General features: G+C 53.5%; 21 protein-coding genes. 12 read left to right on the top strand and 9 right to left on the bottom strand.

The genetic code is table 11. The features are described 5' to 3' along the window. The first annotated feature begins 248 nt into the window (after positions 1–248). The 3 genes from RCI_RS14570 to RCI_RS14560 all read left to right on the top strand — a co-directional run bounded on the left by RCI_RS14570 (position 249) and on the right by RCI_RS14560 (position 2,832). On the top strand, positions 249–485 hold the full coding sequence (locus tag RCI_RS14570) for a hypothetical protein (protein WP_148266651.1): 237 nt from the start codon (positions 249–251) through the stop codon (positions 483–485). A 121-nt stretch (positions 486–606) separates the two neighbouring features. Beyond that, positions 607–2,325, top strand: coding sequence for a glutamate--tRNA ligase (locus tag RCI_RS14565; RefSeq protein ID WP_012037209.1), 1,719 nt, complete (start codon positions 607–609; stop codon positions 2,323–2,325). A gap of 99 nt (positions 2,326–2,424) precedes the next feature. Further along, the gene (locus tag RCI_RS14560) at positions 2,425–2,832 is read left to right on the top strand and encodes a CpXC domain-containing protein (RefSeq protein WP_012037208.1); all 408 of its coding nucleotides are present in this window, start codon (positions 2,425–2,427) and stop codon (positions 2,830–2,832) included. A gap of 3 nt (positions 2,833–2,835) precedes the next feature. Here RCI_RS14560 and RCI_RS14555 read toward each other — a convergent pair whose 3' ends face one another. Further along, a complete protein-coding gene (locus RCI_RS14555) occupies positions 2,836–4,107 on the bottom strand; it encodes a tetratricopeptide repeat protein (protein ID WP_012037207.1) in 1,272 nt (423 codons plus the stop codon). 269 nt (positions 4,108–4,376) lie between these two features. Here RCI_RS14555 and RCI_RS14550 point away from each other — a divergent pair, with 269 nt between their 5' ends. Next, on the top strand, positions 4,377–7,604 hold the full coding sequence (locus RCI_RS14550; RefSeq protein ID WP_012037206.1) for an ATP-dependent helicase: 3,228 nt from the start codon (positions 4,377–4,379) through the stop codon (positions 7,602–7,604). Positions 7,605–7,799: 195 nt separating this feature from the next. Here the strand turns inward: RCI_RS14550 and RCI_RS14545 are convergent, their stop codons facing one another. The 6 genes from RCI_RS14545 to RCI_RS14520 form a co-directional block, all read right to left on the bottom strand. Further along, positions 7,800–8,237 carry a GxxExxY protein gene (locus RCI_RS14545; RefSeq protein WP_012037205.1) on the bottom strand — a complete coding sequence of 146 codons (438 nt, stop codon included), beginning with the start codon at positions 8,235–8,237 and terminating at the stop codon, positions 7,800–7,802. Positions 8,238–8,559: 322 nt separating this feature from the next. Then, on the bottom strand, positions 8,560–9,144 hold the full coding sequence (locus RCI_RS14540) for a fasciclin domain-containing protein (RefSeq protein ID WP_012037204.1): 585 nt from the start codon (positions 9,142–9,144) through the stop codon (positions 8,560–8,562). 379 nt (positions 9,145–9,523) lie between these two features. Further along, a complete protein-coding gene (locus tag RCI_RS14535; RefSeq protein ID WP_012037203.1) occupies positions 9,524–10,084 on the bottom strand; it encodes a fasciclin domain-containing protein in 561 nt (186 codons plus the stop codon). A gap of 576 nt (positions 10,085–10,660) precedes the next feature. Next, positions 10,661–11,050, bottom strand: a complete 390-nt coding sequence (locus RCI_RS14530; protein ID WP_158308932.1) for a fasciclin domain-containing protein — start codon at positions 11,048–11,050, stop codon at positions 10,661–10,663. Positions 11,051–11,077: 27 nt separating this feature from the next. Beyond that, positions 11,078–12,376, bottom strand: coding sequence for a type II restriction enzyme (locus tag RCI_RS14525; protein WP_048198722.1), 1,299 nt, complete (start codon positions 12,374–12,376; stop codon positions 11,078–11,080). A gap of 70 nt (positions 12,377–12,446) precedes the next feature. Then, positions 12,447–13,385, bottom strand: coding sequence for a DNA adenine methylase (locus tag RCI_RS14520; RefSeq protein WP_048198721.1), 939 nt, complete (start codon positions 13,383–13,385; stop codon positions 12,447–12,449). A 224-nt stretch (positions 13,386–13,609) separates the two neighbouring features. On the opposite strand from RCI_RS14520, the gene RCI_RS14515 reads away from it, so the two are divergent. From RCI_RS14515 to RCI_RS14495, 5 genes are all read left to right on the top strand, one after another. Continuing rightward, the gene (locus RCI_RS14515; protein ID WP_158308931.1) at positions 13,610–13,999 is read left to right on the top strand and encodes a hypothetical protein; all 390 of its coding nucleotides are present in this window, start codon (positions 13,610–13,612) and stop codon (positions 13,997–13,999) included. A 243-nt stretch (positions 14,000–14,242) separates the two neighbouring features. Further along, on the top strand, positions 14,243–15,718 hold the full coding sequence (locus RCI_RS14510) for a sensor histidine kinase (RefSeq protein WP_052310004.1): 1,476 nt from the start codon (positions 14,243–14,245) through the stop codon (positions 15,716–15,718). Positions 15,719–15,988: 270 nt separating this feature from the next. Beyond that, a complete protein-coding gene (locus tag RCI_RS14505) occupies positions 15,989–16,336 on the top strand; it encodes a PadR family transcriptional regulator (protein WP_012037197.1) in 348 nt (115 codons plus the stop codon). Beyond that, positions 16,323–17,339, top strand: coding sequence for an ABC transporter ATP-binding protein (locus RCI_RS14500; RefSeq protein WP_012037196.1), 1,017 nt, complete (start codon positions 16,323–16,325; stop codon positions 17,337–17,339). Before RCI_RS14505 ends, RCI_RS14500 begins: the two co-directional genes overlap by 14 nt. Positions 17,340–17,343: 4 nt before the next feature. Continuing rightward, positions 17,344–18,534: an ABC transporter permease gene (locus RCI_RS14495; protein ID WP_012037195.1), complete on the top strand. Its 1,191-nt coding sequence runs from the start codon at positions 17,344–17,346 to the stop codon at positions 18,532–18,534. Between the two features lie 377 nt (positions 18,535–18,911). On the opposite strand, the gene RCI_RS14490 is transcribed toward RCI_RS14495, so the two are convergent. After that, entirely contained in the window at positions 18,912–19,610 is a 699-nt protein-coding gene (locus RCI_RS14490; RefSeq protein WP_012037194.1) for a metallophosphoesterase family protein, read from the bottom strand. Between the two features lie 41 nt (positions 19,611–19,651). Beyond that, positions 19,652–20,425, bottom strand: a complete 774-nt coding sequence (locus RCI_RS14485; RefSeq protein WP_012037193.1) for a cytochrome c biogenesis protein — start codon at positions 20,423–20,425, stop codon at positions 19,652–19,654. A 91-nt stretch (positions 20,426–20,516) separates the two neighbouring features. On the opposite strand from RCI_RS14485, the gene RCI_RS14480 reads away from it, so the two are divergent. Genes RCI_RS14480 through RCI_RS14470 form a run of 3 tightly spaced genes read left to right on the top strand, consistent with a single transcriptional unit; the run spans position 20,517 to position 23,892 of the window. Next, positions 20,517–21,557 (top strand): ECF transporter S component, encoded by a 1,041-nt coding sequence (locus tag RCI_RS14480; protein WP_148266649.1) that lies wholly within the window; start codon positions 20,517–20,519, stop codon positions 21,555–21,557. 5 nt (positions 21,558–21,562) lie between these two features. Beyond that, positions 21,563–23,083 carry an ABC transporter ATP-binding protein gene (locus tag RCI_RS14475; RefSeq protein WP_012037191.1) on the top strand — a complete coding sequence of 507 codons (1,521 nt, stop codon included), beginning with the start codon at positions 21,563–21,565 and terminating at the stop codon, positions 23,081–23,083. Beyond that, positions 23,080–23,892, top strand: a complete 813-nt coding sequence (locus tag RCI_RS14470; protein ID WP_012037190.1) for an energy-coupling factor transporter transmembrane component T family protein — start codon at positions 23,080–23,082, stop codon at positions 23,890–23,892. Before RCI_RS14475 ends, RCI_RS14470 begins: the two co-directional genes overlap by 4 nt. Positions 23,893–23,977 lie beyond the last annotated feature (85 nt).

The raw sequence follows: 23,977 nt of genomic DNA, 5'->3' as shown, positions 1-23,977 counted from the left end.
TTTAGGGCTGCCCCATTTTTTAAGGCTCAAAGGTTCGCCAGGATAATTCAGTGGTTGAATTATAGAAGCGGCCGAAAATCCTGCATTTCATCACAATATAGGCACAGGATAAGCTTATTTTTACATTTTAACCATAAAATAACTCGCATTAACAATTTTGAGCTCGTACACACAATATTTTGTTTAAATCGCTGGCAATATTGAACACTATATTGGGAGATTTAGTGATCAGAGGAGGTATAGCATACATGTTTAAGAAACTTGTAGTTGCAGGTGCAACAGCATTTTTGACACTGGCTCTCCCGGCCACCGCATGGTTCGGAAGAGGATTCGGGTTCGGATTCCCGTTCTTCAGAGGGTTCGGGTTCGGATTCCCGTTCTTCGGAGGCTTCGGGTTCCCGTTCTTCGGCAGCTCGTTCAGCAGCTCGCTGGCATTCAGCTCGATGTTCAGCGGCTTCGGCGGCTTCGGCGGACTCTGGTGGTAAGCGGTCAGGCGACGGGGAAACCCCCGTTTTTTCTTTTAGCTCCGGTTTCGGTATTCAGAGCAAATCATAAGTAGGAAGTTCGTTATAGTGTATGCCAGTACTGTCATCGGAGCATTATTTCATGGAAACAAAAGACATCGAGATTCTCATCCAAAAGTTCGCGCTCCAGAACGCGTACAAGCACGGCTCTGTCCCCCAGGCAGGAGCCGTCACCGGCAAGCTGCTGGGCACGCACCCCGAGCTTCGGCCGCATGCGAAGGAGCTTATGCCAATCGTGCAAAAAGTCCTCGCCGACATCGGGCAGATGTCGCAGGACGAGATCAAGGCGAAATTGTCAGAGATCGCCCCCGAGCTCATCGAGGAGCTCAGCGTGAAGAAGGAGGTCAGGAGAGGCCTGCCGCCGCTCGACACATCGATGCTTAAGCCGGGCCAGAAAGTGACCCTGAGAATAGCACCTAATCCTAACGGCCCCCCGTCTTTAGGCAACGCCCGCGGCATCATCGTCAACCACGAGTACGCCCGCATGTACGACGGCGTCTTCATCATGCGGTTCGACGACACCGACCCGTCGATCAAGAAGCCGATGATCGAAGCGTACACCTGGTACGTGGAGCACGCAAAGTGGCTCGGCTGCCCGCCCGACAAGGTAGTCGCGGCTTCTGACAGGCTGCCCCTGTACTACGAGCAGGCAGAGAAGCTGATCGACCTCGGCAAAGCATACGTTTGCACCTGTGACAACGAGGTTTTCCATGACCTCAAGGAAGCCGGAAAGCCATGTCCGCACCGGGAAACTCCTCCGGCCGAGAACATGGAGAAGTGGAAGAAGATGCTCGCTGGCGGCTACGGAGGCAAAGAAGCGGTACTGCGTATTAAGACCGATATCGCCCACAAGGATCCCGCAATGAGGGACTGGGTCGCCTTCCGCATCGTCACCGAGCCCCACCCGAAGACTGGCACAAAATACATGGTCTGGCCCATGCTGGACTTCGAGTCTGCGATGGAAGACCACTTTTTAGGCGTTACTCACATCATCAGGGGCAAAGACCTGATGAAGACCGCAGACAAGCAGAAGTACATCTACAGGTACCTCGGCTGGGAGTACCCCCACGTCAGCCACTGGGGCAGAGTCAGGCTCCTCGGCTTCGGCAAGTTCTCCACCAGCGTGATGAAAAAGGGCATTGAGGCCGGCGAATACAGGGGCTGGGACGATCCGCAGCTACCCACGGTAGTGGCCCTGAAGAGAAGAGGCATCGAGCCGGAAGCCATCCGCAACGTCATGATCAACATGGGCGTCACAGAGACCGATATAGAGTTCAGCATGGACACCCTGTACGCAGAGAACAGGAAGATCGTAGACCCGAAGGCCAACAGGTACTTCTTCGTCCCGGACCCCGTCGTGCTCAAGGTCAACGGCGCCCCGTTCACCACTGCAAAAGCACCCCTCCACCCCCAGGACCACAAGCGGGGCTTCAGGGAGATGTGCGTGGCGGAGAACCCCGAGATCCTGATCCCCAAATCCGACGCGGATAACGCCAGGCCGGGAGACATCCTGAGACTCAAGGACCTGTATAACGTAAGAATCACAGGGAGCGACCCGCTTACGGGAGACTATATCGGCAACGATCTCTCAGTCTTAAAACAGGGCGCCAAAATCGTCCAGTGGGTGACGAGAGAGGGCGGGGTGCCAACAAGGGTCATCGGCCCCGACGGCGAATTCCACGGTATCGCAGAGTGCGATATCAGGAACGAGCTGAACAACGTCGTCCAGTTCGAGCGCTTCGCGTTCGTGAGAATCGATACGATCAACGGCGTAGTATTAGCTTACTACACCCACCCGTAAAAAGACAGGACTTAGCATTACCGGCCATGCCAGACCTGATCTATAGTGCAGCCCGATCAACTCTAGCCCGAACAAGCCCATCGGCAGGATTACGATAAGATGTCGAAAAGCGATAAGATCACTATGGAATGTCCTGAATGCAAGGCAGCCCAGGAAATGATCGTATGGCAGGAGATCAACATAGGGACCGACCCCGAGCTGAAGGAGGCCTTATTCAACTGGCAGATCAACATCTTCACCTGCAACGCCTGCGGCCTGAAAGCCCAACTGCCTGCGGCCCTGCTCTACCACGACCCGGGCAGGCGGTTCTGCGTTCAGTATTACCCCGCGGACATCCTCGGCAACGAGGAATTCTACACGCTGTTCGACTCGAAAGGGGAGCTAATAGATAAAACGGGTCTGAGCGGTTGCGAGGAGTATGGACGCGAGCCGCACAAGGTCTTTGATATGGCTGAAATGCTTCGCTATATAGTGTTCAGGGAAGTAGCTTTCGAGAAAAGATCGTAGAGGCTACTTTCGCTTTTTACCACCCTTGATCTCCAGTAATCTTGCCCGGACAGATTTGACGCGTTTGTCTCCGCTGGCAGAGAAGCGTATAAAACTCTCGTAAGCAGTAGCAGCTTTTACAGGATCTCCACAGCGGTCGTGAATAGTGCCGAGATGGAAGAATGCTTCTGGCTCCGAGGGAGAGAGCCGGACCGCCTCGGCAAGCTCGGCCAGCGCGTCTGAACACTGGCCGGACTGGTATAGAGCAACGGCAAGATTTACATGACCAGAATAGCTGTCCGGCGCGAGTCGCAAGGCTTCCCGGAATGCGAGTGTGGCACCATAGGTATCACCGGTAAGCAGCAATAGCATACCATAGTCAGCGTGGAGTTCAGGCAGCTTCGGACTGGCACAGATCGCCAGCCGGTACTCCGGGATTGCCCGCTCGTACATACCTTTGTCCACATAAGCCAGAGCGAGGTTATTATGGGCGCGGTAATCCCCGGGGTAAAGGTCGATCGCGTGCCGGTACTCCTGAATAGCCTGGTCAATTAGCCCTTTGTAGTGGTAGACGGTGCCTTTGCCATTTATAGCGTCAAGGCAGCGGGGCCTCAGGCCAAGCACCACATCATATTCAGCGAGGGCTGCATCGTACATCTGCCCGCGGAGATATGCGCGTGCAAGGCAGAGGTGCGCTTCGATGTTGCCGGGATTTAGCTCCACAGCCTTTTTCAGCCAGGCCATAGCTTCCGCATAAGATCCAGTCTCACAGCAGGCCATGCCCAGCCGAACGTATGCCTCGACATTCCCCGGATCGACAGCAATTGCCCGGCTAAGCTCTACAATGGACTCCCGGTACAGGCCTTTCTCCGCGAGGGCGGATCCGATACCACAGCAGGCCATCGACTCGTTCATGCCCAGCTGCTTCGAGGCGGTGAACAGGTTTAGCGCCTGGTCGGGATTCCCTGTGGCCAGCACAGCTTTCCCGAGATAGTAATGGGCCTCTGCATACCCGGGCTGTAAGGTTATCGCCTTTTCCAGGGCCTGAATCGCATCTCCCGACTGCCCCATGCCAGCCAGCGCCGCTCCGAGAAGACAGTACGCTTCCGCATAGTCCGGATTCAGGCGAACCGCCTCCCGGCACAGGGATATGACATCATACAGTGCTGGCAGATCATCGAGACGTGCGCTGTTCATGATAGAGAGGGCACGCTGATAGTGCTCGGCCGGAGTATCTGGAAACTTTTTCGCCTCATTGACGAGTCCCCTCTGCAGAACAGCGTTTCGGTTGAGCATATAATCCTGACCATATAAATTCAATCAGACAAGAGATTATGAGTGAGTAGTAATCGCCCATATAAGTATATCATGATTTTTATTTCAACTTTAGAATTAGTAAATCCAGTTTTGTGATTGGCCATCAGGAATAAGCGCCTGCATGCAGGCAGCAGGTATAGTGGCATAACTCTCTGGCCATTACTTTCCAGGCACATACCACACAATATTATATCCAGTAAGAGGTCATACCAAAACCAGTAGCACAGACAATACGGCGTGGCCTTAACATGGATTTCTTCAGCTGGTTCGAATCTACTACGGGAAAGCCCCTGAACGATCGTCAGAAAGATGCAGTCAGGTGCGATACCGGAGCGGTGCTCGTTTCTGCGGGGGCGGGCACGGGCAAGACGACGATGATCACGGCGAAGGCAGCTTATCTCATCAAGGAGAAGAGCCTGAAGCCGGAAAGGCTGCTGATGCTTACGTTTTCCAGAGATGCGGCAGCCCACATGAAGGAAGAGATCGAGAAGGTGGTGCCCGAAGCCAGGGACGCGACGGCCAACACGTTCCACGCCTTCTGCCTGGACATCCTCGTCGCAGGGGAAAGCGACACTGGCATAGACGAGCGGTACAGGCTGCTCGACGAGAAAGACGGGGGCTTTATACTCTGCAAAGAAGCGGGTGTGCCCCCAAGGCTTGCCAGCCACTACATTACCAGCATCCAGCGGGCTAAAGACATGGGCCTCACCTGGGCAGACTACGAAGGCTACCTCGGGCAACTCGAAGCCAGCATGCGAGAGATCTGCCCTGAAGAGGACATCGAGAGCGCTGCAGGCGCGGCGACAGTCAGGTTGCGGACGGAGCAGTTCAAGGATAAACAGGCGAGAGAAGAAAAGAAGAAGATCACCGAGTTCCTGGAACTTTTCGAGGAATACAAAGGATATCTGAAGTTCCTCGAAGCGTGGAAGAAGTACGAGCAGATCAAGGCACAAAAGCTGCTGCTGGACTATGCGGACATGATCAGGCTGACGATCGACTACGCCAGAGCCAGAGGCCACGAAGTACTGGCAGACAAGTTCGACTACGTCATCGTGGACGAATTTCAGGACACGAACCGCCAGCAGTACGAGCTGCTTAAAATTCTGGCAGGGGATGGCAAAGGCATCACCGTAGTCGGCGACGTGAACCAGTCGATCTACGGATTCAGAGGCGCCTACCCGGAGAACATCGACACCTTCAAAGAGGAGTACCGCCCGGCCACATTCGACCTGACTGAGAACTACAGGTCGACGGACAGTATCCTGCGCACCGCATACAGGCTGATCAGGAACAACTACCAGAAGGCAGATGACGCCAGGCTCCTGCAGGCCTTCGATCACAGGGAAGGCACCCGGGTCATGCTCCTTAAAACCCTGAACCAGAACGAGCAGGCCCGCCGCATCGTGGAGGAGATCGACCGACTGCTGGCGGAAGGCGTGGCCCCCGAGGAGATCGCGGTACTCTTCCGCTCGTACTCCTCGCTGCGGCCCATAGAGGCGGCGCTAAAGCAGCGGGCCATACCCTACCAGGTCTCGACCACCACGGGCTTCCTGAAGCGCCCGGAAATCCGGACGGCGTTAGCCTATTTATACGTGCTCGCCAGCCTCGAGATGCCCCGGCACGGGGCGGATCAGCTCTGGTATAAGCTGCTCCAGTACCGGTACGGGGTATCGATCCGAGACGTACACCTGCTTTCGGCCGCCGCAAAGCGGGACAGCATCCAGGGCGTGCTCACCGGCAGCCTGCCGAGAGGGCTGTCCGAAGAAGGCCGGGTGAAGATCCGCCACCTCGTCGACAGGATAATGGAACTCCGGGCTTCGACCAACAAGGAACTGCCCGATCTGCTGCTCGACATCTACGAGCTGTCCGGCCTTTCAAGAGAGTTCACCCACGACAACAGCAGCGAGAGCAAGACATCGCTCCTGAACCTCAAAGCCCTGCACGACATAGTCACCGGTTTTCAGGACCTTTATGGAACTGATTTGCAGGGGTTCATCGAGTACGTGGAGCTACTCGACGAGATCGGCGACGACGGGGAGCTGCCCCGGCAAGAAAAGGCAGGTGGCGTGGTGCTCAAGACCTGCCACGGCGCCAAAGGCCTCGAATACAGCCACGTCTTTGTCGTAGATCTGGCTAAGGATAAGTTCCCCCTGTCCAGAGGAGGCAGAGAGCCGCTGGTGCCCGATCAGCTAAACGATCGATACGCAGACGTGTTCAGCCTGCCGGAAGCCGAGATCGAGGAGGCGCTGAAAAAGAGAAAGCAGGACTTCAAGCTCAAAGAAGAGCGCAGGCTCGCCTACGTCGCCTTCACCCGGGCGAAAGACCGGCTCTACCTCTGCTACCCCGCCAGCTACGGCGAGAGCGAAAGACCGCCGTCCATGTTTATTGCAGAAGCCTGCTACAATAGCGGCGAACTGCACCCGGACATGGAACTTGTCGAGGACGCGGAGGAAAAGGCAGCAGTAGCCACCAGGGACAGCGATCTCGACCGGAAGAAGAACGAGATCAAGCGCCAGATTCTCTCCACCATCGACTCCGAGCCCGACCTGGCACTGTACAACTTATTGTTATACCAGCACCTCTGCGGCCGCCCCATCGCGATCAACTGCCCCCAGGCGGCGATGGCCGGAGAAGAGGCGGCAGTGATCCGTGCAGAACTCGACGCAGGCATCCCCCGGGGCATGCAGTTCGACCCGAAAGAGGTCAGGCTGTCCTACTCGGGACTCAAGACTTACGAAGAGTGCCCGAAGAAGTACGAGCTACAGTACCTGCTGAACATACCATCCAGGACAAAAGACAGCGAAGGCGAAAGCCCCCTGAGCTTCGGCAACTACATCCACAAAACCCTCGAGCTTGCGGTAAAACAGCAGATCTCGACCAGAGAGGAACTGGATGCGATCGCTGAAAAAACCTCGCTGCTGCCCGACTTTGCCGGCGTGGACAAAGACAAGGCGAAGAGGATTTTCGACGTCTTCTGGGCCAGGAACAAAGACACCATCAGGCGCAGCGTCGGAGTCGAGCAGTTCTTCAACTTCACCATGGACGGTTTCCAGTTCACCGGAAAGATCGACAGAGTCGATCAGCTGAGCGAAAACGGCGACGCAGAGATCATCGACTACAAAACCGGCCGGGAGCCCGGCACCGAAGACCGGGAGCGGCAGATCACCATGTACATGCTGGCGCTCCAGAGAGACCCGGCGCTGCGGGAAAAAAGGCTGACACCAAAGCGGGCGACTTTAGAGCTGCTGGAGGAAGAAAAGCCCCGGACCTTCGAGCTATGCGACGACGGCACCATGAAGAGCGTGGGAAGCAACTGCAAAGCTATCGAGATCGAGAAGGTCAGACAGTGGTTCGTACAGATGGCGAATAACATTGCTTACGACTACGAACACGGGTTCGAAGTAATTGAGGAGTGCGGACAGGTCGGATATACCGGGAATTGCCCGTATAAGATGTATTGCCCGAGATGGGGATAAGATCGAAAGTTAGCCCTGTGTGAGTCGAAAATACCGCCAAGCGCTCGCCCTATGAAAATGGAATATTCAGGTGAAGGCTATGAAAAATTAAAAGTTGGCCCTGTATAGGTCGAAAATACCGCCAAGAGCGCCAAGGAGCCAAGCCCGCCAAGAGCCAATTTTTCATGGAACGCCAAGGGCTTTGTGATCAGAGTATCAGGGTTCCTGTCTTCCGGGAGATGTTGTCTGCTCACTGGGTTTTGATAATATTTCCCTATTGATTCCTTTTCTGATGAGTTCAGTGTTAAAGTTTATCAGATACCCTAATCGACTGTTAAATAATTTCATATATGTTCGTATTTGTTTATAGTGTACAACCGATAGTTTTTCAACAGTTTTTATTTCAATTATTATCTCGTTCTCAACAAGTAAATCAAGTCGATATGCATTTTCAATAACAAGATCATCCAGTATGATAGGTAGATATACCTCAGATTTTACTTCCAGCCCAGCTTTTGATATTTCCCTCATTAGCGCTATCTGGTAGAAGTGCTCAAGAAGGCCTGGTCCCCACCGTTCATGAACTTTGTATGCAGCATTTACTATGACTTTGCCCATCTCGTCCAAATATTTTGGAGGCTCTTCGTATCTCATCGTAAATACACCTGCCATTAACTATAATACAATTTTCTGTAAATAAGTATTCTTCTCAAATATCTCTTGGCGAGCTTGGCCCCTTGGCGAGCTTGGCGGCATTTTAAAGCGTACCTAAAAAGCTACAAGGTTCTTACCCTATGACGGGATAATTACCTGACCCAGTATTGCATAAGAAATAATTTCTGCAAAAGATGGATCATCTGAACTCGAGTAGGGGCACGAGACGAGGCCAAGTATTATTTAAAACAAAGCGCAACGTTCGGATTGCCATCACGGGCAGCCCAAAAAAGGAAGGGGTATAACTATACCCCCATTGTTTTTATTTGCTCATCATAGGCATGCTCATCATCGACGAGGGCACTGAGTCGATCATGTAGATCATGCCGTTGGTGGTCTGGACTGCCTTCGTGATCTTCGCGCCGTCCAGGGTCATCTGGCCGCCCACGTTCTTGACGGTCATAGTCTTGCCGTTCATCATGGTCAGCGTCTTGCCGTCGGTCATTTCAGAGGGCATGACAGACTTGTCCATAATGAAGCCCTTCATGACATTCGTGGCCATGGATTTGTCAGTCGTCATCTGGCCGATCTTACTCAGGTCTGAGCCAGAGCCCATTTTCTTCATGGCAGAATCGCCGGGAACGAAGAGCGTGTGGCTGCCGCTCGACATCATGGTATCCATGCCGGCAGCTTTCATCATCGTTGCCGCCATGCTGGCTTCCTTCATGTCCGACATCGTGGCCATCATGTCCTTGTTCGACGACTGCATCGGTATCATGCTCTTCTGCTGAGCAGTCTGCTGCATGCCCTGCTGCATTCCAGTCCTCTGCGCTACTGCCGGGGCAGCGAAGGCCAGCAGAATTGCTACAAGAGCCAGGATAGCTACGATTTTTCTGGTTTTAAGCATCCTATCACCGAGGAGAGGACGTGCTGAGTTCTGTTCAAAATTGCCAGTGATATAAAGTCGAGATTGTCGGCGGCCAGCGCGAAATTAACAGGTTTATTGTTCCGTGATGCCCCTGAAAAATCTTCGGGAGGTCGGGGAGTAACCCGGAGGCCGGGGAGGATTTTCGAGCTGGGAGGTCAGTGAGGGTGGGGAGGTCTGAGAGGAGGCCCGGGAGTGTGGAAAGGTCTGAGAGGGTTATTTAATAGTGATGATCTCTGCCTTTCGGGTGCTCCCGGAAATTGTCGCTTACCCTTCTGCGTTTTCTGTGGGGGAATTTTCTATGGAATATGCCGGATATCTTGAAGTGTTACCTAAAAAGAAGGGGATAAAAAATCCCTGATTACCGGCTCATGAATCCCATGGTCACCATCGACGGCGGCACGGAGTCGATTATGTAGATCATGCCGTTGGTGGTCTTAATCGCCTTCGTGATCTTCGCGCCGTCCACCGAGAGCTGGCCGTCCACGTTCCGGATAGTCACCTTGTTGCCGCTCACCATGCTCAGCGTCTTGCCGTCAGTCATATCGGACGGCTTCACCTCGCCAAGTGACATGAAGCCCTGCATCGCCCTGCCAGCCACAACACGGTCGGACATCACCTTATTAAGCCTGTCCTGATCCATACCCATTTTACTCAAGGCAGCGTCAGTAGGGATGAACAGCGTGTGAAGTGAGCCTGCCCACTTCATTTCCTTCTCCGAAGACTTCAGCATAGAAGCAGCCATGCTCACGTCGGGCATGCCGGACAGAGTATCTATCACATTTTTGCCTGATGTCTCCATTTGCATCTTGCTCTGCTGCGTAGTCTGCATAGCGGCTCCCTGCGCGGCCGCCGGTGCCGATAAGGCTGCCAGGATTGCGGCAAGCGCCAGTATAACTACTATTTTTCGAATTCCAACCATCCATATCACCGAAAAGAGGTTGACTTTACTATGGTTAAAAATTCTTAACGGATTAAAGCCGAGTTTGCCCAGAGTAGCGGGATTAAAACAATCCGGAGGAACTTGAAGCCCCTATGATGTGGTGCTTGTGGTTGCCCATATGCCGAATGCTCTGCCCTTGCTATGGCTCTCGTGGGTAGCACTAAGACTCATGGATGAAAAGTGTATTTTTTAGTAGGGGTATGAAAAATTTAACGTTTGCCCTGCTATGGTTGAAAATACCGCCAAGCACTCGCCTTATGAAAAATGAGATATTCAGGTAGGGGCTATGAAAAATTGAAAGTTGGCCCTGAGTAGGTCGAAAACACCGCCAAGCCCGCCAAGAAGCCAAGCCCGCCAAGAGCTAATTTTTCATGGAACGCCAAGGTGCCAAGCCCGCCAAGCTATATACACTTATTCGTGTTATTTCTGATCGAAAAGCCCTTGGCGTGCCCGGCTCCTTGAAGTTCCATGAAAATGTGTATCTTGGCGAGCTTGGCCTCTTGGCGAGCTTGGCGGTATTCTCGACATATATAGGGCCAACTTCCAATTCTCTTATCATTGGCCTGGTATGGAGTCGATCACGTAGATCATGCCGTTGGTAGCCTGTATAGCCCGGGTGATCCTGGCCCCGTCAAGCATCAGTGTGCCATCTTTGCTGCTGGCGGAAAGCGTCTTGCCGTTCAGCATGGTAATCGTCTTACCACGGGCCATGTCGGCGGGCATGACCATGCTATCAGTGATAAAGCCCTGCATAGTTTGGTTAGCGGTATGCATGTAGTTCGTCAGAGCGCTTATCTGCTCACGATCAGCGTCCATCTCTCGAATAACCGTTTCGCCTGGGGCGAAAACAGTGTGAGTTCCCCGGCTTAACACCCGGTCTATACTGCCGGTTACCATCATTGACTTGGCTGTGTCCGTTTCATTCATGCCCATGAGTACAGTCATGATGTCACTCTGGGGCTGATTTATCATTCATATGAATTCTACATTTTCACTTATCCACCTTAACCAGCTCAGAACCGTGGAAGATCGCCTTCTTGCAGTGTTATCATTGATATCGTAATACTTTTTTATCACACTGGCAATAAAATCAGGGCTGACATCCTCGATCTTGATCTTATTATCATACGCATGGCGCATGATCTCATGGAAAGTAGGCCTCTTTGCCATTTGCTGCAATAAGGTCCGATTACGGTTTCTTCGGTTTTCAGAGTTTGAGATACCCTGACCCTCCCGGGTTGTAACAAACTCGGTAGAGTTAGGTTTCCTCTTTAATAGTCCGAGATAGATCGCTGCATTAGCATAATAGTCGCCCTGCCGCTCCTCGAAATCGAAAAATTCGGCAATAGCGCGTTTAGTGGTCAGTCCAGCCTTGTTGTTTGTTACGATATCGATCACCTTATCGAGATCATTGGCCTGAGGATAAGGTACATCGTCCGGCTCGTCTCCGACGGGCGACTCGACGAGCATCTTGAAATCCACTGATAATTTTTTCCCTTCGTTGATAGTATAACATTTGCTTTTTATGAGCTTCAGATTGCCGTACTGGCCATCATCGCTGAATGCAAACTCGAAAAAGTAGAAAAGCCCGTTCGTGTATATGAATAAGATCGGAACTATTTCCTTTGAAGTTTTCAGCGACCAGTCGCGGTAAGGATAGTATAGTTGTCGAATATTAAAATCAGCAACTCTACCCATTTTTGCTTCTAAGATGTAAATACGGTCTGGACTTTCAAAACCCGCATCAACTTCGATCTGGACACCTGAAACCTCGACCGGGTGATTCCGGGGAGGGATTGTAAAGCCGAAATTTTCTGAACGTAGTCTCCCACGTATTGTAAGATACAGTTCATCTTCGCCTGTGAATCGCCTGATCAACGATACGAGATATGCGAAGTCGATTGCCTGAGATTCAGAGGAAATCTCGCTTAGGCTCAGGCTCTGGAACATACTTAAATCGCGGGCCGGTGAATATTCTTCAGTCGCTGTCTCATTGTAGAGCTTATCGAGCTGGAAAAAGGATCGGGAGTCTATGTCTTTAAAAATAAGGTACAGATCATTCCTGATCGACAGAATCGATAGACCGTATTTTTCAAATATATCTGGCCTTGATCTGCTATTGTCGATCTTTGCCAGCAGTCTCGGTTCTCTGTTATCGCTGAGCTTTTTCAGCTCATCGGGAGATATCGTGAAATATCCGTCTTTCTCGATCATTTCAAGATAGCCTCCGCGCTGGAAGATCTTGTCCCAGGATTCATCATTTAAAGACATACGACTACTCCTGAATTGATTGCAATTAATAATCTTGCTACTAATTTAAAATCGTTTTTATTATCGGGACTCAGTAGTTTGTGATGATTAACTCGTAAATATGGCCTCTCTTCTTTGCATCACAATTAATCATACGGCTGGCCAGTGCTCGATCAATACGATAGCCAGCGTACAGCTGCTCAAAGAAGTCATCAGACGGATTCTCGTTTTTAGGATCTGAATTGCTGAGCATGAGGAATGCCTTTTTCTCATCCATTTCGCGGAAATATTTTGCCAGCCGGCGCTGATCATCATCGTCGAACCCATCTTTTGCATAGCTCGTAAAGCTTGACGTAGTGCTAATAGGCCTGTAGGGGGGATCGAGATAAACCAGTGTACCGGCTTCTATGTGAGCTGCAGATTTTATGAAATCACCCAGCTCTATTCGGGTATTTTTGAGGGCATGGCTGACCGCTAAAATGTTTTCAGCACCGCAAATAGACGGATTTTTATAGCGGCCAAAAGGCACGTTAAACCCGCCTTTGCTGTTTTGCCTGAAAAGGCCGTTATAGCAGGTCTTGTTTAAAAAGATCATATACGCTACCCGGTCAACCCAGGCGGCCGAGTATTTTTTATAATTGAAAGTTTCAGCCTGAGAATTATATGAGCTGCGAATCGAGTAGAACATCTCTTGCCTTTGCTGCTCTGCCTTTGACAGGTATTCATCCTCAAGCTCTTTAAGTCGGGAAATCAGTTTTTGCGGGCTCTTCTGTATGGTTTTATACCCCAGGACCAGCTCTGGATTAATATCGTAAAGAAATGCTTCTTTTACCTCGAATCTGCCCTTCAGGTAAAAGAACATCGCGCCTCCGCCGACAAATGGCTCTATATAGCGATCGATGACACCTTTCTCTATAATATTAGCAGGCAGCCTTTTGCCGAGCTCATCTAGTAACTGCGTCTTGCCGCCAGCCCATTTTAAGAAAGGCTTCGCACTGGCAAGCTGTTGGTTCGCAAGAGTCACCTGCATGCGTGTAGTCAATTACTTTTTAACTACATTAAGCTTCCCGTTATCCGGTTTGAAAGTTTTCTCGCTACGTCACCCCTCCCCAGCTTCGGCTATCGAACCTGCCATAGTTACAACCGTACCCTAATACTATCCGCCCAATTCCTCCACCACTTTTTAGTCCGCGCCAGCAATATCTGACAGTTAAAGGGGGATGGATGGTGAAAACTGTCTACAAATTAGGTATTTTGTTAGCAACAGCGCTTTTAGCAATATCAGCGCTTGGCCTGCCGGCCGCCCATGCGCAGCTTACAGCAACGTCGTTCGGCTTCCCGCAGATCTTCCACAACGCTGAAGTCACCTCGTTCAACCGGGACATCCTGAGCCAGATCGAGAACGAAGCTATAAACATCGACTTCGGTGCCGCCGGCCTCTACGGCCTCGGGGCTTTCCCGACGATCTCCCAGGTCTCGGAAAGGTCCATGTACGCCGAAAGCACCAGCTTCTACCACAGCGAAGAGACGGACGCCATCGGCTACCCGTACGTCAACGTCGGGACAGCCTATGCGGGCGGACTGCCCTTCGCAGGACTACCTTTTGCAGGACTGCCCTTCGGCGGGTATGGAGGATGGTGCTGACCACACCGACCGCTGACCGCTGACCGCTGACCGCTGTCAGAACGAGAGTAAAAACTTTTCCTTTTTTAGCCCGTAAAGTAAGAGCTTTCAGCGTATTCAGCATATTCAATTTATTAGCTCCTATCTATGCATAAACAAAATATAAAAACAAATGATGCCATACATTCTATATCACCGGTGATCGAAGTGCCAGATGGAAGTGGAAATCAGGGTCCGGGAAGGCTTGCTGCAGGTGCGCCTGGAATGCAGGGCACAGCTTCAAGGCCGGCGGACGCCAGGGAAGAAAATCAGCCGGATATGCTGTCGATGATGAGGAATGCTCTGGACAGCCTGGGCGAGGCTGTGCTGATAACGGACAGTGACGGCCGTATTCAGTGGGCCAGCAAGGCGTTTTATGCTCAGTACCTGCCCGGCTCCGGGAGCATTGTCGGTCAGGACCGTATAGCGATCCTGGATGCGCAGGCGAGGCACTTCAAGGATCCCCGGCTTTTCAAGGAGAACCTTACCGCGATGATTGCGTCGCCGTCAGATAAGGGAGAGGCTGAATGGGAGCTCGCTGACAGGCACATGATCATCCACCTGAGGGCGTACCCGATCTACGACGAGGCGGGAAAGGTGCTCGGCAGAGTGGAGACGTACAGGGAGGAAGAGCCCGGGACGATCGCCTGCCTGTCTGACCGGGAGGTCATCGACTCGGTGCCCACGGGCATCATCGGCGTGGACGAGCACCTCAACGTCGTATACTATAACCGCTCGGGAGCTGAATTCGTCTACTCCCGGCTCGGCTTCGATCCCCGGGAGCTGAAGAGCATCGAGGTGCTGGGGCAGGACCATCCGCTGGTCAGAGCCGTGATCGAGTCCCTGTCAGGCCGCAGGATGGCCGTAGCGGCGGGCTACCAGGCGTCGCCGGAGACAGAGGCGTATTACGATATGACAGTGACACCGCTGGCCTCCCACAGGCACGTCAGCGGCGCCGTAGTGACCATTACAGACGTGACAGGCCGGCAAAAGGCGTTGGCAGAAGTCCAGCAGGCCCGCAAGTACGACGACTTTTTCATCAACCTGATGAGCCACGACATCAGGAACTTCAACCAGGTCTCTATGGGTTATTTAGAGATGCTGGAGCTGTCGGAGAACCTGAACGAGGAAGAGCGGCAGTACCTGGCCAAGGCGCTGACAGGCGTCGTCGGCAGTAACCGCCTGATCGAAAACGTGCGGACGGCCCGCACAGTCATCGAGAGCGGCCACGAGAACATCGTTCCGACCGACCTGCGCAAGGTGCTGCAGGAGGACATCGATCACACGATCAAGGCTCATCCCGGCCAGACTGTCCAGATCAACGCCCGCCTGCCGGCGGAGGGCAAGGTCATGGCCAACCAGTACATTCACGAAATATTCCGCCACATCCTGGAGAACGCCGTCAAGTACGATCAGCACCCGCAGAAGGTGATCGACATCGATGTCGCAGAGCCCGCCGACACCAGGGAAGCCCCGGCTTACTGGACCATACGCATCACCGACCGAGGCAGGGGAATACCGGAAGACCGGCGCCGCGCCATATTCGAGCGCATCGGCCAGACCACCAAGGGCTCTGGCATCGGCATGTCCATGGTCAACATGATCGTCAACAAGCTCGGCGGAAGAATATGGGTCGAAGACCGGGTGCCGGGAGATTATACACAGGGCAGCGTATTCGTCGTGCAGCTGCAGAGAGCGTAAACCAGAAGGATAGTGAGCGCGAATCTCACCGTTCTGGCATGAGAGCGTTAAGGCTCGATACACGATTACTGCGCAGTGGCCGAGACGGAGGTTTCTCTTAAATACAGCATTTTATGCTTGAGTCCCCAACCTCAACGACCTCCCCAGAATACTGCTCCACGATATCCAGGCACCCCTTTTCCATCGACAGTAACCATTAACTTTATATTCTATATCGGTATTCGATATATCGCAAGGTATATCGGAACTCGATATATCGGAGATTGATACATGCACGATGATGTATTGAACAATGAAATGCGCAAGGGGTTCCTGAAGGTTATGCTCCTGCACATAGTTCAAGAGCGGCCATCCCATGGCTATGAGATCATTCAAGAGATAGGAAAGAAGACTCACGGTGGCTGGGCTCCCAGCCCGGGATCTGTTTATCCGGCCCTGGATTTCCTGGAGAAGAGGGGCTACATTCAGTGTGAGGAAGTAGATCGTAAGAAGGTCTATTCGATCACTGAAAAGGGCGTGGGCGCCCTGGATCAGATACACGCGAGGAGACAGCAGTGGATACAGGAGTTGAACGCTTTCTTCGGCGACGTCCTGGAGGAAAATCATGACGGGCAATAACGCGATCGAAGTGAAGGGCCTGACCAAGAAGTTCGGCGATTTCACCGCGGTCGACAACATTTCATTCAACGTTAATGAGAGAGAAATTTTCGGCTTTCTCGGGCCTAACGGCGCCGGGAAGAGCACGACAATCAGGATGCTATGCACGCTGGCCAGGCCGACGTCTGGCGATGCTTTAGTGAACGGCTACGATCTGGTTAAGGAGGCGGTCAAGGTCAGGGAGAGCATCGGCCTGGTCTCGGAGAAGATGATCATGTACGAGCAGCTCACCGCCGCCGAGAATTTGCGCTTTTTCGGCAACCTGTACGCCATGCCGAAGCAGAAGATAGAGGCCAGGATCGACGAGCTGCTGAAGCTGGTCAACATGACCGAGTGGAAGAACACCCAGATCAAGAAGTACTCCACTGGCATGCGCCAGCGCATTAACGTTGTTCGGGCGCTGCTCACGGAGCCGAAGATAATATTCATGGACGAGCCCACCCTCGGCCTCGACCCCCAGACCACGCTATCCATCCGGGAGCTCATCCGGGACATCAACAGGAACGGTACCACGGTAATTCTCACCACTCACGCCATGGTCGAAGCGGAGGCGCTCAGCAACCGGATAGCCATTATCGATCACGGGAAGATTATCGCTCTCGATACCCCGCACGAGCTGAAGAAGCTGGTGAAGGGCAACGATCTGACCATGTTCAACGCGAGGATATCCAACCTGACGCCAGTCATGATCGAGAAGATCAAGGCTCTGGACTGTGTCGCAGCCATCGCCCAGCCGGATGCCTACGATCTCAAGATTAGCGCCAGAGGCAGCGACGGTCTTGACAGGATCATCGACACTATCAGGGCTAACGGCGGTAACATTGCCGCCTTTAATACGACCGAGCCTACGCTCGAGGACGTGTTCCTGTCCGTGACCGGCAAGGAGATGCGGGACCAGGCGAACGAAAAAGCGACCGCCAGGCACCGTCACGGCCCGCGTGCACCTAAGGCGAGGGTGAGGTGAGATCATGGCCATCATCAAAGCGTTACAGGACAGCTACCGCATCGCGGTCAAAGACCTCCTGGAGTTCGCCCGCAACAGGATAGGGCTCTTGTTCCTGTTCCTGATGCCGTTCTTCATGCTGATCATGACCGGCTTCATATTCCCGACCGGCGACTCATACACGAACATACCTGTGGCGGTTGTCGATCTGGACGACAGCCAGGCCAGCCGGATGTTCATGGCTCAGCTACATGCCATGAACAATAAATCTGGCTCCATGGTATTGACTGAAGTCGCCTCTGAAGCAGATGCCAGGACCATGATCACCCGGGGCCAGGTATACGGCGCCATTATTGTGCCGCAAGGGTTTGCCGAGAATCAGACATTGGGGAAGCAGGCTGAGATCCTGATCGTGTCGGACAACAGCATTCCCCAGATCTCGATGGTCATGCAGGGCCTGGGTGCGCAGGTCATCAGCATGCTTGGCTCCATGAAGGCGACCATGTCTGTCCAGACAATGAACGCCCAGACCAACATGACCGCCGAAGAGGCCGCCGCAGTCATCGCCCCGTATAAGGCAAACGTGCAGGGCACGGTCGGAGGCAGCCTCACCTACTTCGACTTCATCGCCCCCGGCCTGCTGATGATGATTGTTATGATGGGCGCCATGACAGGTATCCCGAGGGCGATCTCCCATGAGAAGGAGATCGGCACCTTCGACGGCATCCTCGCCGCCCCGGTCAACGACATCTCCATCATCGTAGGCAAGACCATCGCCCAGACGGTGAGAGGGTTTATCCAGGGCATCATCGTGCTGGTCATCGCCATGCTGATCTTCGGCGTGCACATTCAGCTGACCAGCATCCCCCTCGCGTTCGGGCTGCTCTTGCTCGGCATTTTCAGCTTCATCGGGCTCGGCATCCTGCTGACCTCTATCGCCAACAACGAGGAGACGGCAATGATCCTCATGACGGTGCTGCAGTTCCCCATGATGTTCCTGACAGGCGTGTTCTTCCCCATTCAGCAGATGCCGTGGTTCATGCAGGCCCTCTCGAACCTCCTGCCGCTGACCTACGCCGTCACCGCCATGCGCAAAGTGATGATCCTGAACGCGAGCGTGATGGACGTCCTGCCCGAAATCGCCATCCTGGTCGTCTTCGGCGCCATCATGCTGGCGATTGCGATACCAGTGTTCAGAAGATCGATGACGAGGTAGGGCTTCAGCCTGCCTCACCCTCTTTTTTTCAGTGAGACAACAATACGAACGCTGCGCTGTGCCAATCCTCACAGATGCCACAGATTATGATTGATTCCACAGATTCCTCTGCAGAATCCACAGATTACTACTCGATATCACAGAAGGAATACTCTTATAATATTAGATCACCGATAGCAATCACAAGATAGTCAATCAGGAAATTTTTTATTTATCTGGGAAATCGATCAGAATCATCAGATTCTGCGTCATCTGTGCAATCGGTCGTGATCTGTGGATTCTGTTTCAATCCGTGGAATCTGTGAGGTTTTGCACAGCGCAGCGTTCGTGTACGTTCACGAGTACAGAGATAGCATGGCATAAGGCACCAGAGCAATCTATTTTACAGCCAGTTTAACCGGGAACGCATACCCGTGCGGCGAGTACATGGACCCTTTGAAGCCCGCGCACTTCAGGTCCCTGCGCTTGATCGGCCCGAGGGGGAAGAAAGTGTAGGTGACCGCCCTGTTGGTGATTTCCACTTCGAAGTACCCGCCCATCATAGGCTCTGCCCCGTTGGAGTCGTCCCGGTAGAGGAAGCCGGTGTTAAGGTAGTTGCCGGAGACGATGCCCGTGTGGGTGTGGCCGACGATGTGGAGGAGGGCGTCTTTGCAGACAACGGACCTGCGCTTGAAGCCGCCTTCGTAGACGACGTTGCTGTGCTGGATCAGGATCGTGTTTTTATCCGACAGCTCCGGCGTGGTCGTGATTGGCAGCCTGGGGCCGAGGTAGTATTTCTTGCCTTCTTCGATCATCATGCCCTTGTAGTGGGTTAACGACAGGCGCTTTTTGCCCCGGCCGAGATAGTCCCGGTTACCGGGGACATACATGACGTTGCCGAACTCGGCAGTCAGCAACTGCAGGATGGTATCCAGGGCTTCCTGGGATTCCTGCTGGTCGCGGGTGACCGAGAAGTTGGTCAGGTCTCCTGCGACGACTACGGCGTCGTAACGGGCGCGACGGGCTCTGACGTCTTTGATCAGGCGTTTTACTGCGGCTACGTTGCCGTGGATGTCTGAAAAACAGAGGAGACGCATCGTTAATCACTGCATCGCCCATCATATATATTTTTTATTCCCTATGCATAGCTATGGAGTCCGGGGATAATGTACGAGACGCCGAGGTAGGTGAAGATGACACACCCGAAACCGATGAGGGAAACGTATGCGGCCTCTTCGCCCTTCATGCCGGCCCGTCTTAGCACGAGGTAGGCCCCGTAGACAATGGCCGTGATCAGCGACCAGGTTTCTTTGGGATCCCATGACCAGTACGATCCCCACGCGGCTTTTGCCCATAACGAGCCCATGATTATGGCTATTACCAGCAAGAGCAGTCCGACGGTAATACAGGTTATCGAAAGCCTGTCAAGCCGGGCGGTTTTGGCAGACTCGGAGGGGCGTTTCACCATGTAGTAAAGGTATGCGGCTGATGCTGCAGCTGAGCATGCGAACAATCCGTAGGAAACAATGGCGATAGGAACGTGGACAAGCAGCCACTCGCTTTGCAATGAGACCGGCAGAGTACCGGGAGCTTCCCACGACGCCGCGGAGAATGCGGCGAGCGTAGCGGCCACAATAACGAGGAAATAGCTCATTGGCCGGGGCATATCCTTTAGTATGGATATTACAGCCGCCACGCTGACAATTAGCGCCAGCAGTGCAGCCGACTCGGATAGCGATGCCCAGGGAACTCGTCCCGTAGCAATAAGTCGGAAGAGAAGGGCGAGGAGGATTGCAGCGCAGCCGGATGAAGCGATCCAGGGAACGAGCCGATCGAGGTGAAATCGGATAGCGATTATTGTTGCTACGAATATTGCCGCCCCTGCGGCCAGCACCCACTGCTCTGCAATCATGTCAGCCCCTCAAAACCTTTATATTAAGCGTTATTGGTATAGGTATTTGCATAAAAAGATATTGTTAACTATAATCGATTGCGTGATACCGATGGAAAAGAAGAACAGGTATTATTATTCTACCCGTGATCTGCTGGTGATCGCCGTGCTGGCGGCCCTCGGCGGAGTCATGTCTACCTATGTCGGCTACCTGGGCAACCTGGTCAACCACATCATGGGAGTACCTTATGGCGCAGGCCAGATTGTCGGAGGCCTGCACATCCTGTGGATGGTGCTGATCATCGCCATAACGGGTAAAAAGGGCGCCGGAGCGATGGGAGGGCTCATCAAGGGCTTCGTGGAGTTCATCAGCGGCAGCAGGCTGGGTGTATTTGTCATAATCCTGTCACTCGTGGAAGGCATCTTCACCGAGCTGGGCTACTGGCCTTTCCGCAAGTACAAAGGGCTGGCGTACATGATTGCTGGCGGCCTGGGATCGTTCGCTAACGTGCTCACGTTCCAGATCGCTTACCAGGCGTATGACAATATCTTCCTGTTCGGGGCAGTCAGCCTGCTTTCGATCATCTCGGGCGTGGTCTTCGCCGGGTTCTTCACCGGGGGTATCATGGATAACCTCAGGGATGCCGGCATTATCAGGCGAGCGGAGGAAAAGAAGGAGAAAAAAGCCTGGACGTTCAGCCTGCCCAAGGCTTTTGCCCTGATCTGCCTGCTGCTCATCGCCTTCTCGGCAATCTACTACTTCGCGCTGGTGCAGATGAGGGATGACCCGATGACGGTGATGGTGACTGGCAGCATAGCCTATGACAAAGACTACCACGTGCCCTCGCTGGTAAGCCACTACATCACCATCAATGCCAAGCTCGACGGCCAGTACAAGCATTTCCCGGCACAGGACTACACAGGCCTGCCAGTCAGCTACCTGCTTGAGGATGCCCGGGTCAAGGATACTGCGACTAAAATAGATATAGTGGGCTCTGACGGCTACTACCAGACCTTCAACCTGTCGGACGTCGCCAATAATGATAGCCTGATCCTGACCGTGCAGTCGGACCCCGAGAGGATCTGGCTGGTGGCGAAAGGCTATGCCGGTGGCATGTGGGTAGACAAGGTCAAAGCGATCAGGGTGTACTGAGCCTTATGGCAGACTTACCTCAGCAGGCTTCAGTGATCAGGCTTAAAAATCTGAAGTTCTGGTTCCCCGAATCGGACAGCCCGGTGATCGACGATGTCAGCCTCGACATAAGACATGGTGAAGTCGTCGTCATTACCGGCCCCTCCGGCTGCGGTAAGTCAACTCTCGCCCTGGCCATCGGCGGTTTTATACCCCACGTGATAGATGGCCGAATGGAAGGCCTGGCAGAGGTATGCGGGAAAAATACCAGAGATGTGCCCCTGGCAGAGATGGCGACTATGGTCGGCCTCGTGCAGCAGGATCCGGAAGCCCAGCTATGCACCCTGACAGTTGAAGACGAAGTGGCGTTTGGCCCGGAGAACCTCGGACTGCCTCCGGAGGAGGTCAGGCGCAGGACGGAGACATCGCTGGCCATGGCAGAAGCGTCTCACCTGAGGAACAATTGCATATTCGAGCTATCCGGAGGGGAAAAGCAAAGGGTAGCCATTGCTTCAATGCTGGCCATGAGCCCGGGCGTCCTCATCCTCGACGAGCCTACTTCCAGCCTCGATCCGGAGGCGACCACAGACATTTTTCACGCTATACGGAGGCTGAAAGAGCGGGAGAACATGACCATCCTTGTGATCGAGCATAAGCTGGACCGGGTGGCAGGCCTCGCTGATCGAATGATCGTCATGGAGCGGGGGAAGGTGATCTTTGACGGCGAACCGGAGGCCACTGCCCGCAGGTACATCGATCGCATCAGGGCTGGTACGCCGGCGCAGGCTTCTGGTAAACGTGTCGACGCCACTGACAGGCAGGAGGAGACAATCCGGGTCGAAGGCTTACATTTCGGGTACGATGGCCGTGAAGTGCTCCGGGGCGTCGATTTCGCCGCCCGCCGCGGGGAGATCGTAGGCATCATGGGCCGAAACGGCTCTGGCAAGACGACTTTTCTCGGGCATATCACCGGCATCAACAAGCCGGGAAAGGGCACTGTCAAGGTGATGGGCAGGGATACGAGACGGCTGAAGGTGACCGAGATTTCCCGTTATGCAGGCTTCGTGTTCCAGAACCCGAATCACCAGATCTTCGAGCGCACGGTGAGGGCTGAAGCAGGCTTTGCCTGCAGGAATTTCGGCTACCCGGCAGAAAAAGAGCGCATCGCGGTAAATGCAGTTCTCGACAGATACGATCTCTCCCGCTACTCGGACAGACATCCGCTGAAGCTGAGTTTTGGCGAGAAGCGACGGCTGAACCTGTCTTCGGTGCTGCCCTATGATCCGCAGGTGCTGATCCTGGACGAGCCGCTGGTTGGCCAGGATCTGGTTAACGCAGCCCGGATGACGAAGGACCTGCGCGAGCTCAGCGCCGAGGGTAAGACAGTCATCTTCGTCACCCATGACGCAGACGTTGCATACCAGTGCTGCGATCGGATAGTGTTTTTCAACGAGGGGCAGATCATCGTGAATGACCGCCCTGGTGAGGCTTTCAGGGCGCTTTCGAAACTGGGTTTCACAGACTACCTCCCGGGAGGCTTCGCGTGAAGATCAGGTACGTTGCTGGCAAGTCGATCATCCACAGGCTTAACCCCCTGACCAAGCTGGCGGTGCTGGCTGTGTTCAGCTTTGCCACATTTATGTTCGACAGCATAGCCATGCAGTTTGCGAGCCTTCTACTGCTAATGATAATTGCCGCCATGACCCGCTCGGCTGCCCCATTCTCCGTGCTGATCTCGAAGTTCATGCTGTCATTCATAGCATTGTTATTCATCATCCAGGTGCTGTTCAACCCCGGTGGAACAGTTTACTTTTCGGTGCCGCTCTGTCTAATCAACATAGATGTGACAGAGATGGGCATTACCATCGGGCTGGTGGTGGCCCTGCGGTTCGCCAGCATTATCTTTGCCAGCGCCATCTTTGTCCTGACCACGGACCCGGGAGAGCTGGCCTATTCGCTGATCCGGGCGGGAGTGCCCTACCGGTTCGGGTTCATGCTGGTGACGGCTCTCAGGTTTATCCCGGTGTTCGAGTCGGAGGCAGGCACTGTACGCCAGGCTCAGCTGACCAGAGGGCTGGACATAGAAGGCGGAGGGCTGGGAGCCGTCTTCAGATCGGCAAAGTATACGCTGCAGCCGCTCATCGTTTCGGCGCTGGGGAAAGTGGATGTGCTTGCGATCTCCATGGAAGGCCGGGCCTTCGGGTGCAGGCCTCATCGCACGTTTATCCGGACAAGCCACTTCAGAGCTGTAGATTTAGCGATCATACTGCTCAGCGTCGGCGTTTTTCTACTTCTGTTGATCAACCGGTTTACTGGTTTCTTGCCGTTACCCGATATCGATATATACAACAATTAGTCAGGTTAGTCAACCACTTGTAATTTACATGTTACGTATAATAGTTACAATACCTTTAATTATCACTTATTGTAATACTGATTAG

Origin of the sequence: Methanocella arvoryzae MRE50 (genome assembly GCF_000063445.1) — an archaeon.
GTDB classification, from domain to species: Archaea; Halobacteriota; Methanocellia; order Methanocellales; family Methanocellaceae; genus Methanocella_A; species Methanocella_A arvoryzae.
Note: the sequence above shows the minus strand (reverse complement) of the source record. Positions and strands in the feature narration are given on the sequence as shown.